This is a genomic window from Streptomyces sp. NPDC005648, from assembly GCF_040605395.1.
Classification (GTDB): domain Bacteria; phylum Actinomycetota; class Actinomycetes; order Streptomycetales; family Streptomycetaceae; genus Streptomyces.
Map to the genome: position 1 here is coordinate 17,804 of NZ_JBEXCS010000013.1, position 14,492 is coordinate 32,295.

The following is a 14,492-nucleotide window of genomic DNA, read 5'->3' on the forward strand; positions in this document are numbered from 1 at the left end:
CCGCACCCGTCACGCCCGAGGCCTTCACTGCCGTCACTCCACGACCCGCCAGCTGATCTCGATGGTGGCGTCCGGCTCGGCCGCCGCCAGCTCGGCGAGCTCGGCATGCAGCTCGGCGAGCGCCCGGGACGCCTTCGTACGCCCCCCGCCCGAGCGGCGCGCGGCACGCCGCCCGGTAGCCGCCGTCCCGGGGGTCGGCAGGGAGGGCTGAGTAGTAGGCACCTGCGGGTGACTGCTCGCCGTGTTGAGGTCGACCGTACCTGGCGACGTCCGCGGACCCGGAGCGGGCTCGACCGGGGTCGCGGGCCGGGCCGGTGCCCCGGCCGCCTGGTTGCGCTTGAGTACGGCGACCCCGGACACCCGGGCCTGCTCCAGGGCGTCCTTGAGGTTGACGGTCCGCTGGTCGGCGTTGGCTGCACTGCGCAGCTGCGCGAGCACCGCCTCGCCCTCCGGGCCGCCGTTCGCCACCAGCTCGAAGGTGTCCCAGCTAGCGCCCGCGAGCGCCGCGGCGACGGCCTGGGCCTGTTTGACCGAGGCACCGTAGCGGCTGGCGGAGGCCGAGCCGAGGTCGAAGGCGGCGAAGGCGGTGATGATCTGCTTGGCCGCGGCGGTGCCGCCCGCCGGCCCCTGGTCGAGGCCGGCCAGCTCGTCCAGCAGGTCTCGCGACCGGCGGGCGAGCGCGAGCCGCCCCGACTCGTCGCCGCCGTCGAGCGCGAGGAACACCGAGTGCCGTTCGAGCTGCTTCAGCAGATCGTCCGCGTGCGGCCGGAACTGCCGGGCCTTGGCCAGGATCTGCCGGGCGAACTGACTCACCAGCCGCCCCCGGCGCAGGGTCGGCGGCTTGGACTCCCCGCCCTCCACACCGAAGATGTCCCAGTACCGTCGTAGCGCCTCGTCCCAGACCTCCTCCTCGGGCAGCGGCTGGGAGCGCAGCGCGTCCTGCGGCCTGATCGCCGAGAGCTCCGGGGAGGGGTCGAGGACCGCACCGCCGCGCACCCACACCCGGTCGTCCAGCTCCGCGTACGCCGCGATGACGAGGTGGGCGAGGAAGGGCTCCAGGCCCATGCGCTCGGGCCGGTCGATCCACTCGGTGAGCTTGGCGACGCTGAGATCGCCGACCCCGCCGTCGGTGCGGGCCATCAGCGCGAAGTGCTCGGCCCACCGGTTCGACAGCCGGAAGTACGCCTCCTTCTGCTGCCCGAGGCCGAGCGGTTCGGCGATCCGCCGCATCAGGGCGCGTTCCTTGTTGCCCGAGTTCTCCACCTGCCGGTCGGATGCCTCCGCGGCCTCACGGACGAGCCCGAACACGGTTCGTGCGTCGCTGGGCTTGACCGCGGTGCGGGTGTTGTCCGGATCGAAGTCCGGGTGGGCCGGGAACTGGTGGGCCAGCAGCTTGGAGACGATGTGCCGGGCGCCGTCCCGCATCGACTGCCCGATGGAGATCCGCAGTTCGGGTACCTCGGGCAGGGCTTCCAGGTGATCGACGAAGGACACGTCGACGTCGGACGCCTTCTTGTCGGCCAGCCCGTACGCCTGCTTGAACGCGGCCTTCACGGTCTGCGTGAGTGACTCACGCTGCCCTTCGAGGAGTGCCTTGGCCCGCGCCCGGTTGTCGGCGTTCAGGTGCTGGGCGTACTGGGTGTCGAAGCGCCGCTGGTCGGCGAGCGCGTAGTCGATGACGACGAGGCGCTGGAAGTCCTTGAACCGCGCGGCCGACAGATGGGTGGGCATCCAGGCGACGGTCTGCGGATGCGTGCCAGGCCGCTCGCGCAGGCCGCGAATCCGGTTGGCGTCGTCTCTCGGCCCGTACTCGCCCTCGTCGTACGGCAGGTCGATGATGAGCCGCCACAGCCCGTCCTGGCTGGGCTGGAAGTCGTGATCGGGGAGGTCGTCCGGGTCGGCGATGTTGCCGAAGACGACCTCGGCCGTCCGCTGGGACCCACGCCATACGAGGTTCAGCTCGTCGGCGGTCAGCCGGTCCTGGAGGTCCAGATCGAGTTCCTCGGCGAGCAGCCGTTTGGCGAGCGTGCGCCGGTTGCCGCGGCTGTTGTTGACGTTGGCGTTGGCGATGACCGAGTCCACGTCCACGCCGGCGAGTTCGAGCCGCACGCCCGGATTCGTGTCCGTACCGGTCGCCTTGATCTCGGCGAACTGCGCGGCCCACTCGCCGACCTTCGCCTTGATCAGCCCGACGTCGGCGCCGGGGATGGGGGAGACGACCGAGCCGTGGTTGAGCGCCCCAAGCCGCCGTACGGTGAGGTCGCGCAACGCGGGCACGCTGGGCGCGAGCGCGGAGAGCAGCAGCGTGCACATCAGCCGGTTGTCGCCGACGAAGCTCTTGCACCGACCGAGCAGCACCGGGTCCGTGATCGACTCGCGGCGGTGCGTGTAGCGCTCGACGTCCTCCTCGGTGACTTCGTACGTACCAAGGAGATACGGCCGCAGCTTGGTCCGGTACAGCTTGTCGGCGGTCTGGAACTCGACCTTCAGAGCGTCCACGAAGGGCTTGTCCCCGCCGTCCGCGATCACGGGATACAGATCGCCGAGCGGGATGAGCTGCTCAAGCGTGGCATCGTCGCGGTGATCGGCGAGCAGCTGCCCCATCAGCTTGAGACCGGTACGGGACCGCTGCAGCGCCGAGGAGATGTGGACGAGCGTGTCCATGAAGGCGGGGGAGAAGGGGTACGTCAGCCGGAACGACTGCTCGTCTGCGCCGGTGGTCCCTTCGTCCGATCCGAGGAGTACGTCCCAGACCTGCGGCCCGACCCGCTTGATCTTGGCGAAGGCGGCGTTGAGCTTGTCCGCCGCCTCGGCGTCCTTGGGCCTGAGCAGGCGGGCGTGGGCGATCTGCGGCAGGTTCCGGTCCTCGAGGGTGATCTTGTCGAAGCGACCGGAGGCGAGATTGAGGCTGTCCTGAATCGCGGTCTCGGCCGCGCCGGAGGTCTCCTCGCCGACCAGCTCGCGCAGGTCCCGCTGGCGCGCGATGAACGACACGATCGGAATCGCCCGCCGGGAGTCGGCGCCCTCCACGAAGTTCGTGATCTTGTCGGCCTCGCGCGACACGAACTTCTGGTCGTGGATCCGGTTCGCGAGCCAGAGGATCAGCTCGTCCATGAAGAGGATCAGACCGTCGTAGCCGAGCGACTTCGCGTGCTCCGCGATCACCGCGAGCCCGGCGTCGAGCGAGATGAACCCGTGCTCGTCCTCGGCGGCGTTTTTGGCGAAGCCTGGGAACCAGGTGGAAGCGGCGTCGTGTACGAGCTTTGCGCGCAGCTCGGCCGGGGTGCTCGGGTTGATGAGGTCGAGGTTGACCTCGCCGCCGTCCAGTTCCTCGGCGGCGAGGGCGGTCTCCAGCAGCTCGGAGGTCCAGGCGAAGGAGTCGCCCCACTCGTCCTCACCGTTTCCGTCGCCGCCGACGGTATCCGCGTCGGCTCCGGCGAGCCCCTCGATGAACTTGTCGTCTCCCATCCGCGTCCGGTGCGAGCGGATGTCTTCGAAGAGGGCGTCGGTTCGGTAGACCTGCGGGGTCGGGGCGTTCGGGTGGAGGCTCTTGACATGACTGACGTACCCGCCGAGCACCCGCTGCTCCAGCGACTTCGCGCCGAGCATGTGGTACGGGACCAGGAGGAAGTTCTTCCGCTCGGTGCTGAGCCACTCGTGCTTGGCGAGTACGGGATCGAAGTCGCGCCGGGCGCGGGCGGTGGGGTCGCCTCGGAGGATGGCGTGCAATACCGCCATGAAGTGGGACTTACCGGAACCGAAGGACCCGTGGAGGTAGGCGGCCTTCGACGTGTGTCCATCGAGTGCGGCCTTGATCAGCCCCAGAGCCTCGTCGAAGTTGTCGAGGAGACGCTCCGTGACGACGTAATCCCGCAGCGCGTTCGCCGCACCCTCTGCCGTGACCGCCTCGGCGAGCTTCAGGACGAAGTCGGAGGTGGAGATCTTCGGCTTGATGTCAATGACATCGCGGAGGAGGGGAGCGGTGGCGGGGGTCGGGGGCATGGGGGGCTCGCGTCTCCTGGGGTGGTTTGGTGTGTCTGTGCCTGTTTATGGGGGTTTCTGGGGTTGTTCGGGGCCCGGGGCCATATCAGATCGTAACTGGGAGGGGTGACAGTGCGGGGCGCCGAGGCGAGCGGGACGGTTGGTGTGGAGGGATGCCGGAGCCGCTGGCTCAGCTGAGGTGGGCCACGAAAGCGCACCAGGCGTCGGAGGTGAAGACGATCACCGGCCCGGAGGAGTGCTTGCTGTCGCGGACAGGGATGAGAGCCGGGATGTGCTTGGCGATCTCGACACAGTTGCCCTGCCCGCCGCTGTAGCTGCTGGCACGCCATGCCGCTCCTGCGATTGCGGGCACTATGTGATGATCCTGGCTCATGCTCGGTACTCCTTGGCGATACGGCGGATCAGCGTGAGTGATTCCGCCGGAGGCAACGCTGTGGTGCGCGCGTCGTCGAAGAGTGTGCGGTAGTACGCGACTTCCGGCTCACGCTCCATCCAGATGTTGCCGGTTGGGGTCTCCGTAAGTACGAGATCGAGCGACGTCACCTGGGGAAAGCTCAGCAGCAGGTACGGGCCGAACATACCCGAGTGTGCGCCGCGCGAGAACGGCAGTACTTGGACAGTGATGTTGGCGCGCTCGGCCATGGTGGCGAGGTGCTCAAGTTGAGCTTGCATCACTGTCGGGCCGCCAACGTGTTGGCGAAGGGCTCCCTCTGCCAACACCGCCCAGAGCGTCATCGGGTCTTCGTCGGTGAGCCGTTGCTGCCGGGCGAGCCGCACTTGAACGAACTGGTCGATCTCCGCTGGTGTCTTCCAGGCGCGTGAGGCCACCGTCACTGCGCGGCCGTACTCTGCGGTCTGGAGCAGCCCTGGGATCAGCTGCACCTCGTACGTCCGGACGCTGTCGCAGATCGCCTCAAGTTCGATCTGGTCACGGTAGGAATCACCAAGGACAGAGCTGTATTGATGCCACCAACCGTCGCGTCGGCGTCGGTTGGCTCGCTGAGCCATAGCGCCGAGGCGACTGCGAGTCTCCTCCCCCTCGACCCGGTACGCGTGCATGAGCGCGTTCAGATCCGGGGTGCGGATGGGAACGTGCCCGTTCTCCATTCGGCTGATCTTTCCTTTGGTGCAGTCGAGCAGCTCGGCGGCTTCAGCCATGGAGACACCTGCCTCCTCGCGGAACTTGCGCAGTTCGTCCCCGAGTTGGCGTCCGAGCACGGTGGACGGTTTGACAGTCGGCATGTGTGACTCCTACCAGAGGCCGGACGTGCAGGACGTGACGCTTACCCAAAAGAGTGAAACAGGGCTGTCAGGCTCCGTGCAATATTGCGCCAGTTCATATGCTGCGGAGCGCTGGTCCGTAACGCAGCGGAACTTGAGCTGTGGTGCTGGGACTTGATCAACGGCTGTCGACCCTCAGGGAGCGTCATGGCAGAGAGTCCGGGTTCGAAGGAAGTGGCATTCCGACTGTCCCGTTGCCGTCAAAGTGTGCCGAGATCCCGGGCGGCGCTTCGGACGGTGCTCTGTGAGTGGGGTCTAGGCCAAGACGTCTTGGAGTCGGCCGAGTTGGCGCTATCGGAGCTGGTGACCAACGCGTTGCGCGTGCCTGTGCCGAGTGACCGGCAGGTCGGCGTGGGTTTCGTCTACTGCGTGGAGACACAGGTGCTGCGCTTGGAGGTGAGTGACGCGGGCGGGGGTTGCCCAGTGCTGAGGACGCCGGACGACGACGAGACGTGCGGACGCGGCTTGTTGTTGGTGGAGGCGCTTGCCGACCGCTGGGGTGTGTGCGGTCGGGAGGGCGGGATCGGGAAGACGGTTTGGGCAGAGTTCAAGGCGCCGCGGGTGGCATTACTTCTTGCGCGCGAGCAGGGATCTGCTGGATGAGGACGTGCGAAAGCCCTGCCAGGGCACGGCACTTGGCGTGCGGTGCCTCGGCAGGGCTTGGACGGTGGTCAGTCCTTCGCTGCGGGGCGGCGGCCCCTACCTCGGGTGGCGGCCGGTGGCCTCCAAGCGCGCAGGTCGTCGTCGGTCAGACCGTGCTGGCCCTGGTACAACGAGCGATGCCCGGCGAAGAAGGCGGCGGGAGAGCCGCCGTACCTGCCGTCGAACTCGTTGTGCCACTGGCCGAGCCAGGGCTGGAGTTCGAGCAGGCCGGCGAGGAGCGGGGTGATCTCCTCGGTGGCCAGCTCGTTCACGGTGAAGTACGTCGCGAGGGCCTGCGCCTGCTCCCGGTGGTCCCAGCCGGCCCACCCGAACAACTCGGGGGTACCGCTGATGGGCCCGGTCGCGTACGAGATGAACCGCTCCTTCGGGACGTCCAGCTTGCCGCGCGCTCGCCAGTAGGAGGGCTTGAGGAAGTCGGCCGAGGCGTACTTCGGCGGTAGTACGCGGAGGGAGTCCCGGATCTTCCGCCTTTCAGCCTCGGTCTCGGCAGCGTCCTCCTTGCGCTGAAGGTCCCAGACGTGCTCCCAGTCTTGGCGCTTCTTCAGTGCGGCGGGCTTGTAGCGGAGAGCGGCGAGGAAGGGGACGTGTTCTTCGGCGAGGAGTCCGGCTACGACGGTGGCGAGCTCGGTGCGGGGCTCGTACAAGTCGGCGACTGAGACGAACTCCTCGTCACGGGAGAGGATATCGGTGAGCTGGGTTCGGGTGAGGATGGCGGGCTGCCCGTCTTCGTTGAACCAGTGCTCACGCTTCTCGACGCGGTCGAGCAGCCAGGATCGCAGAGATTTCTGCTGAACGGCGTCCCAGCCATCAGTGGCCCAACGTCGCTTGTATTCGGGCCGTTCGATCATCCCGATGGCGCGGTTGCTTTCGATTGCATCGATGCGCTTCTGCACGACGGCTTTGTAGGCCTCGGACCAATGCGAAGGGAGTTCGATGGTTCGAGAGAACTTGTGGTTGTGGTGATCAAACCAAGTTGTATTGACCTTTCCTTCGGCTTCCTCGCGTGCAAGGATAATCGCAAATGCCCGCTCGGCCGAGTCGAGTTTTGGGATCTCGGAAGACGGAGCTGTGAGGTCTTCTCCGAGAAGGCCGTAGATCGAGTAGACCTGCCAATCCAGTTCTTCTTGGAGTGCAATCATCTCGGCGCGAATTCCGATCCATTTATCCTTTGCGGCCCGAAGGGAGGAAGGCGTTGGCGCTCCTGCGTCAGTTGTGGTTCCTGCAGAGAGATTTACCTGATTCAACGCCTGTGACAGAGTGTCAATCTGCATGCTAAGGGCTGCAGGGAAGGAAGCGGGGATGGGAAGTTCTTCGAGCTTCGTGCCAGTGAACTCGAATCGGTGTTCCCAGGGTTCATCAGCGCCAGCTTGCTCTGCACCTGGGCGCCCCTTGTTGTGGCTAACTTGCTTCAACCAAAACCCAGTGGTGGAGCTATTGAGTAGTCCGAGAATGTGTAGATGCTCGTCTTCGTTTGCTCCATCCCGTAGCTTGATTACAGGTGCGGAACGGTTAAACACCTTTCCGCCGCGATCCAGCGTGAAGTGGTTGTGCGTTGCTACGAATGCGAAAGTGATTGAAAGAGGCGTCTGGTATCGCTCGGGCACCCAGCGGTACCATGTCCACCAGGCTTTCCCTAGTTCTTCCTGCGTCTTTCCCGCAAAATCCGTAGTCGATCGAAGGTGGCTCTTTGAGGTCCACAAAATTCGAGCCCAAGGCGCGTCAGGCGTGTAGGGGAGCGGAGAGAGGTCGGAAGCATAGGGTGTGATAGCAGATTCCGTGCAGTGGGTGCCCCAGTCGCGAACAACTTCGCCGATGATCAACGGCCTGGCCAGTGTTCCTGCGATCTGTTGCCTGCGCAGTGCTGATGGGGTGCTGATGAAGGCGTCATCTTGACCAGGGAAGCTGGCGAAGCCGATGTCGCGCGCGAGAAGCTCCTTTAGTTTCTGGCGACTTGATTTTTGAATGCGGCCGTTAAGTTCTAGCCCGCCATCGGCGAGGACCCACGGTTGCTTGCCGAAATATTGCGCCCTCTCGAGGTCGTCTACGGTAACCCATCTACTAACTGATCCGGTTTCATCGATTTGGCTTTTAATGGCTTGCCAAACCAGCCCTTTCTCAGGCTTTTCTGGTGCGGCAGGCTCTCCTTGCACGCTGCGCACTGTCCGAATTTTTTCTGCGCGCATACTCCCAGCGCGTCGGCGTCCGACCAGAATCACAGTCGGGGTGCCATGCCCAGGAATATAAGCTCCCGAGGTGTCGATGACCTCTGTGAGCTCCACCTTGTGTGCGAAATACTCCTCGATTAGCTTGGTTCCAAACTCCCGCTTCATGAAAGAGTTAGCGGTAATCTGTCCGACCATCCCGTACCCACGCCCATCCGGCTCGCCAACTTTGGCGAGCTGGAAAAATCGCTCAGCGAAGGGTACGGACAGGGCATACTTCCCCGCGCATGACTTATAAAGCTCCCGATAGAGAGTATTAAGCTTCTTGTCCTTGACGGTAATATAAGGCGGATTCCCCACCACCACGTCATACCGCCCCTGCTCAAGAATCCCCTTGAACTCAGGCTCGTGAATATCCTCCGTAGCGTAGGAGAACTCCGCAAGCTCGTCCTTCTGCTCCGCGCTGAACTCCAGCTCCCCCTGACCCTCCGCCCCCCGCACACCGAACTCAAGCTGCCGAGCCTTGATCAGCGAGTCCCCGACCGCCAAGTGAACGGGCCAGTCGTACCGCCCCGCCTCCTCCAGCGTCCGCACATTCGCCGCCGCCATCGCCGCCATCAGCAACCGGAACCGCGCAATAGCCACCGCGAACGGGTTGAGGTCCACCCCGTGTACAGAATCAAGCGCCGCACGCACCCGCTCATGCGCATCCTTGCCCGGCACCCGGTCCGCCCAGAGCTTCACCATCCGCTTGAAGGCGCCGAGTACAAAGTGACCGGACCCGCACGTCGGGTCGATCATCTTCAACTCGCCGAATCGTGAACCCAGTTCACGCACCACCGGGCTCATCGTCCGGTCGAGGATGAACTCCTCCACGAACTCCGGCGTCTGGAGCAGCGCATACGTCTTACGGGCCGCCTCCGACAGGTCCTGGTACAGGTCACCCAGGAACCGCGTGTCCCAACCCTCCGTGCCGTCCTCGTTCAGCGGGTCGCTGAAGTCATGGATCAGGCGTCCGTCGGTGTCTCGCTCGCGCCAGAACTCCACCAGCGCCCGTGCCCCGTCGTGAGACAAGGGGATCTGGTACAGCGGATTGCGGCGGCGGTCGAAGAGCAGCTTGCCGGCCTGCCCCGAACCCAGTTCCGCGAACGCCTTCTCCAGCCAGCCGCGGAACGTCGGGTCGGCGTCCTCCGAATCGTCCGCGACGTACTGCGCGTACCGCGCTTCCGCCAGGTCCTGGCGCTCCTGCTCAGGACCCGCGAGATACGGCTCGGCGATCAGCCCGTTGTCCTCGCAGAAGCGTACGAAGACCGTGCCCAGCACCCACGCCACGGCGACTTGGGTCACCCGCTCCTTGAGCCACTCGTTCCAGGTCGCCGCCGTACGCTCCAGCTCCCGTGCCCGGCCGTACTCCGCGCGCAGCCGAGCATCTACCTCCGGTACGGCTTTGACCTGCTTGTCGAGGTCCGTCTCGACCGCCTTGACCCGTTTGATCAGGTCAGCCAGCAACGCCTTGCTCTTGCGGTCGATCACGTCACACGTCTCCACTCTTCTTCTGCTTGTTCATGACCGAGCGGTGCTCGCCACACCGTCCACCCGTTTCACACGCCGACCGCGTCCGTCATCCCGCCGCCCGGCGCGTCCGCAGCTCGGTGCTTGTTGTCCACCCACGAGTCCGGCAGCTCGATCCACTCGCCCAACCCCGCCTGGTACGGCACCGCCACCGTCCCCAGCCGAGGCGGTCGCGTCGGGTCGCTCTGCGGGCACAGCAGCCACAGCCCCCGCCCGCCCCGCCGGGACCGCTCCGCCAGCCGGTCCAGGACGCCCATCGCGTCGTACCGTGCGAAGACTCCGGCGTCGGTGAGCAGCAGTGGCCCACCGGCCGAAGCCACCCCCGCACCACCAGCCCCCACCAACTCTCCGAGCCGAGGCTCCACCACCCCCCAAGCCGTCCGCGCATACTCCGCGAACTTCATCGCCCCCTTGGACCCGGGCTCCGCCACATCCGCCCGCAGCAGGGTCTCCCAGGTCGGCTTGGGCCTCAGCTCCACCAGTTCGTGCAGGGCTGCCAGGAACAGCTCTGTCACCGAGACCGCCTCCGCCCCGAGACGTTTCCTGCTCAACTCCCGTACCGCCGCGCCTGCCCACGCCGTCCGGACCGTGAGTACCCGGAAGCCGTCCCGCCGGGACGACGACATCAGCCGCTCATCCGAGGACACCGCTTCCGCCAGCTCCGTGTCGTCCGCGTAGCGGTGCGCGGCGATGGTTCCCGTCGCCTGACGGCGGGCGCCGGAGGACAGGAAGCTGGTCGCGTCCGTCAGCTTGCGAGGCAGGTAGCGAAGCGAACGCGTGCCTGTGCGTGTGGACAGCTCCAGGTCGAAGCCCGCCTCCCGCAACGCCGTCGTCAGACGGCCGCCGCTCGGCAGCTCATGGCTGCCGCGCTGGTCCAGCAACTCAGGGAAGCGAGCCCGTACCCGCTCGTGGACCTCGGCCACCGTCAGACCGGGCTGACGTGAACGCTCCAGGTCCGGGATGACGCGGACCAGGCCCGCCTGGGTGAGTCGCAGCGCTCGTACGAGAGGCAGGTCGCGCGGGTAGATCTCCAGGCGTGGAGTCGCGGCGGCGTTGCGGGAGGCCGCCGCCGCCAGTTCGACCGTGCGGCGCTCGTCCCACTCCACCACCGCGCTCGGCGGTGTGACGGTGCCCAGCTCGGCCAGGACGGTCGTGGCCGTCGGGAGGGTCGGCTGTTTGGCCAGCCGGTCGGCGATCTTGCCGAGGCGTTGCGCGTAGTCGAGGAGGCCGGGAGCGGACGGTGTGTCGGGGGCGTCGTCCTCGCCCACCTCCAGCGCCAACAGGCCCGCGCCCATCGCCGTGTCGGACGCCTCCCGGTTCGGCGCGTGCCGGAACTCGCTCTCGTCCAGGGCGAGTTGCTCGACCTCGACCACGGCCCGCACCGCCGCCAGGGCGAGCGCGCGGCGCTGTTCCCGCTCCTCCAGCCGGGTGCCGCGGCGCACCACCAGTGCGTCGGCGACCTCCGCGGCCGAGGCGACCCGGCCCAGGTCGCGGAGCAGTTCGAGGATCTCGGTGCGCAGGGCCCGTACCGCCGGGTGCTTCTTCCACCGGCCGCGCTGGGTCTTCAGCATCTGCGGGATGCGGCCGGCCGAGAGGCCCAGCGCCGTGGCCACATCCTTCTGCTTCGGCCATACGCCGATGTCGGGGAGTTCACCGTGCTCGTCGGGCAGGCGCAGCAGCAGCCGTACCATCTCGCACTCGTTGCGGTTGGACTCGTCCTTCTTCAACTCCGGTACGAAGACCGTCGCCAGGGCGTCCAGGCTGACCGTGCGCAGGGCGGCGTCGGGGAGGCCGGCCGCGCCGCCGCCCGCCGCGATCGCGAGGGCGGCGCCCGCCTCGGCCTGGGTCAGCTCCTCCTTGGCGTCCTTGCGGCCCTCCGGGGTCAGCGGAGCGGCGGGCTGCTCGGCGAGCTGCTGGCGCCACTGCTTGATCCGGCGCAGGACCTCCTTGCGGGTCTTGGCGCCGAGACCGGGTGCGTTGACGAGCTGGCGCTGGCTGTGGTCGAGCAGTTCGCCGACCGTGTTCACGCCGAGGCCGTACACGAACGACTCGGCGGCCGGGCCGAGACCTGACGCCGAGATCGAGGTGGCACGCTCCGCCTGCTTCGCCAGCCGGTCGCGCTGCTGCTCGGCGGTCTCCTCCTCGGCCGCCTCGATCACCGGCTCCACCCGCGCGGCGCCCGTGCCCGCGCCGACGGCGATCTCGGGACGCTGGCGCCGGGAGGAAGACGACGGCTTCGCCTCGTCCAGCGCCAGGAAGACGCGCTTCCACGCGTCCCGCATCGGTTTCAGGTCCTTGAAGCGGTGCGTCGCATCCCGGTGCAGCGCCTGCTGGAAGAACTTGAGCAGCCCGTCCTTCACCGCCGGGTCGAAGGCGTCCACGGCGATCGCCGGGTACGGCTCCTTCTCCGGGTCGGTCTGCCGTGCCGAGACCCGGCCGCCGCCCCAGACCGGCAGCTCGCCCGAGGCCATCTCGTGCAGGGTGACGGCGAGCGCGTACCGCTCGGCGTGGGCGTCGTACACCGAACGCTCGGTGAGTTCCCCGATGAACGGGTCCAGGTAGCCGTCCGTCCCAGCGCCCGTCTCCTTCACCGGGTAGCCGGCGAGCGAGAAGTCGATCAGTACGAGTTCGCGGGTGCGGTTCGGGCGGACCCGGATGGCGATGTTGTCCGGCTTGATGTCGCGGTGCCAGACGCCCTCGCCCTCCAGGAAGTCGACGGCACCGAAGAGGTAGTCGCCGTAGGCTTCCAGCTGGTCCACGGTCAGTCGGCCGGACTCCCGCAGCTGCCGGGCGACGGTCTCCTCGCGGCGCCTGGTGCGGGAGGCGCCGGACTCGCCGGGGTCGGCCTCGCGCTCGTCGCCGACGTACTCCATGACCAGGACCGTCTTGTCCGCGATGCGCTGCGGCTCGGGCTCGATCAGACGGATGATCCGCGAGTCGGGGCGCAGCCGGCCCATGACCTCGGCCTCGCCCTCCAGCACCTCACCGGCCCGCTCCGAGACGGCGACCTTCAGGACCGCGAGGGACTTGGAGAACCGCACGTCCGGGCCGGCCGTCAGATCCCGTACGAGGAATGCGCGGCTGGTCGACCCCGTGCCCAGTCGGCGCCTGACCTCCCAACGGCCTGCAAGGACATCGCCCGCGACCGCTTCCAGCGGGTCCTTCTCGGGCTCGGGTTCGGGGGCGGGTTCCGGCTCAGAGGCGGGAGCGGCGGCCGGAGCCGGAGTCGCTGCCGGGCGCTCCGGCTCGGTCAGGGTGTCCTCGACGACCTCCAGCATGTCCAGGAAGTCGTCCACCGAGGTCAGCCGGTCGGAGACGCTGTAGGCCGTGGCCGCCTGGACCAGTTCGTCGATGTACTCCGACAGACCGTCCACCATGGCGCTGGGCCGCAGGCCCTCGCCCGCCTCGAAGCGGGCCAGCAGTTCGGCCTGGCTGGCGGCCGGGGCCTTGCCGGTGGCGAGCAGATAGGTGAGGACGCCCAGGCCGTAGACGTCCAGGGTGACGGGGTCGGCCTTGGGAGCAGTCAGTTCGGGTGCGAGGTACGGGTCCGCGCCCTCCGCGAGATGCGCTCCCGCCCGGGAGAAGGTCGTGGGCGCGAACCGCTCGCCGCCCGGCCCGCCCGAACCGGTGTCGCGCTGCACGGCGACCTGCCAGTCCGAGATCTGGATGTACGGGTTGAGCCAGCCCGCCTCCTCGGCATCGGCTCCCGCCGCACGGCCACGGGGACGCGGCATCACATGGATCGCCCGTGCCGCGAGCGTGCGGTGGTAGATCCGCCGGCCGTGCGCCGAACGCACCGTCTCGGCGAGCTGACGTACCAGCGCCATCCTGCTCAGCACGTCGAGCTTCTCGCCGTACTGCGCCAGGTACTCGTCCAGCCGCAGCGTCCGCGGGTCGTAGTCGAAGATCAGCGCGGGACCGGCCGGATGCCCCGACGGGTCGTACTGCTTCAGCTGTACGACGCCGGGGTGCCGGAAGCGACGCAGTACCGCGGCCTCGCGTCGCGCCGCCCGCTCCACCGCGGCGCGCTGCTCGGCATCCGAGCCGCGTTCGCGCAGGTAGACCCGAACTCGGGCCGCTTCAGGGAGGTCGCTGTGGCGGGCCAGGTAGTCCGACCACGTGGGCCCCGAGTCGAACGACTTCCGCTCCAGCTGATACGGCCCGACCCGGTACTCGGCGTCACTGGGCGCGATCCCGATCCGCTCCAGCGCGGTCGCGATGGCACGCGACTTGGGGGCGTCGATACGCCGACGCTCGTCGACGGGCGGGCGCTCCAGCATCTGGAGGAGCTGGTCCACGGTGTACAGGCCGTGCTGATCGTGTGCGGGCAGGCGATTGCGCAGAGCGGAGTCGGTGAAGCACACCGCCTCCGACACCCACACCTGCACGCCCTCCCGGCGCAGCAGAGAGGCGAGCTCCTTGGCCTTCTTGTTCGCCAGGTGCAGCGGATTGCCGTGCGAGATCTGGCGCCCGCCGGGCTGGGTCTGCAGCCAGGTGCCGTTGCGGGACTCGACCGAGCCGTGCCAGTCCTTCAGCTCGATCAGATGCACCCCGCCCGGCGCGATCACGAGGAGGTCCACCTCACGGACGTGACCGGTGCCCGCGGTGAAGGTGAAATTGGACCAGGCACGCCAAGGACCGCTGTCCCCGAGCTGCTCGCGGATGGCCGTCAGGCCCCGCCGCTCATGCTCGAACTGGGATTCGGTGACCGTGACCCACCGGCCGTCCCGCATACGTGATCCCCGCTTTGATCGTCTGAGCTTCCTGCCGTGCCGCCCCGACCAAAGGTGCTCGGGCGGCGAAAACGCCCTT

At 67.5% G+C, this 14,492-nt stretch carries 6 protein-coding genes; 1 reads left to right on the top strand and 5 read right to left on the bottom strand.

Annotated features, from left to right (window positions below; all coding sequences use genetic code 11):
* Positions 1-33: 33 nt before the first annotated feature.
* The 3 genes from ABZT17_RS10265 to ABZT17_RS10275 form a co-directional block, all read right to left on the bottom strand.
* Positions 34-4,002, bottom strand: coding sequence for a phage resistance protein (locus ABZT17_RS10265; protein WP_356346244.1), 3,969 nt, complete (start codon positions 4,000-4,002; stop codon positions 34-36).
* A gap of 169 nt (positions 4,003-4,171) precedes the next feature.
* The gene (locus ABZT17_RS10270; protein ID WP_356346246.1) at positions 4,172-4,375 is read right to left on the bottom strand and encodes a DUF397 domain-containing protein; all 204 of its coding nucleotides are present in this window, start codon (positions 4,373-4,375) and stop codon (positions 4,172-4,174) included.
* On the bottom strand, positions 4,372-5,244 hold the full coding sequence (locus tag ABZT17_RS10275) for a helix-turn-helix transcriptional regulator (RefSeq protein WP_356346248.1): 873 nt from the start codon (positions 5,242-5,244) through the stop codon (positions 4,372-4,374). Before ABZT17_RS10275 ends, ABZT17_RS10270 begins: the two co-directional genes overlap by 4 nt.
* Before the next feature lie 186 nt (positions 5,245-5,430).
* Here ABZT17_RS10275 and ABZT17_RS10280 point away from each other — a divergent pair, with 186 nt between their 5' ends.
* Positions 5,431-5,886, top strand: a complete 456-nt coding sequence (locus ABZT17_RS10280; RefSeq protein WP_356346250.1) for an ATP-binding protein — start codon at positions 5,431-5,433, stop codon at positions 5,884-5,886.
* A 68-nt stretch (positions 5,887-5,954) separates the two neighbouring features.
* Here the strand turns inward: ABZT17_RS10280 and pglX are convergent, their stop codons facing one another.
* A complete protein-coding gene (pglX, locus tag ABZT17_RS10285) occupies positions 5,955-9,641 on the bottom strand; it encodes a BREX-2 system adenine-specific DNA-methyltransferase PglX (RefSeq protein ID WP_356346252.1) in 3,687 nt (1,228 codons plus the stop codon).
* Positions 9,642-9,709: 68 nt separating this feature from the next.
* Complete coding sequence (pglW, locus tag ABZT17_RS10290; protein ID WP_356346254.1) at positions 9,710-14,413, bottom strand: BREX system serine/threonine kinase PglW; 4,704 nt, start codon at positions 14,411-14,413, stop codon at positions 9,710-9,712.
* Positions 14,414-14,492 lie beyond the last annotated feature (79 nt).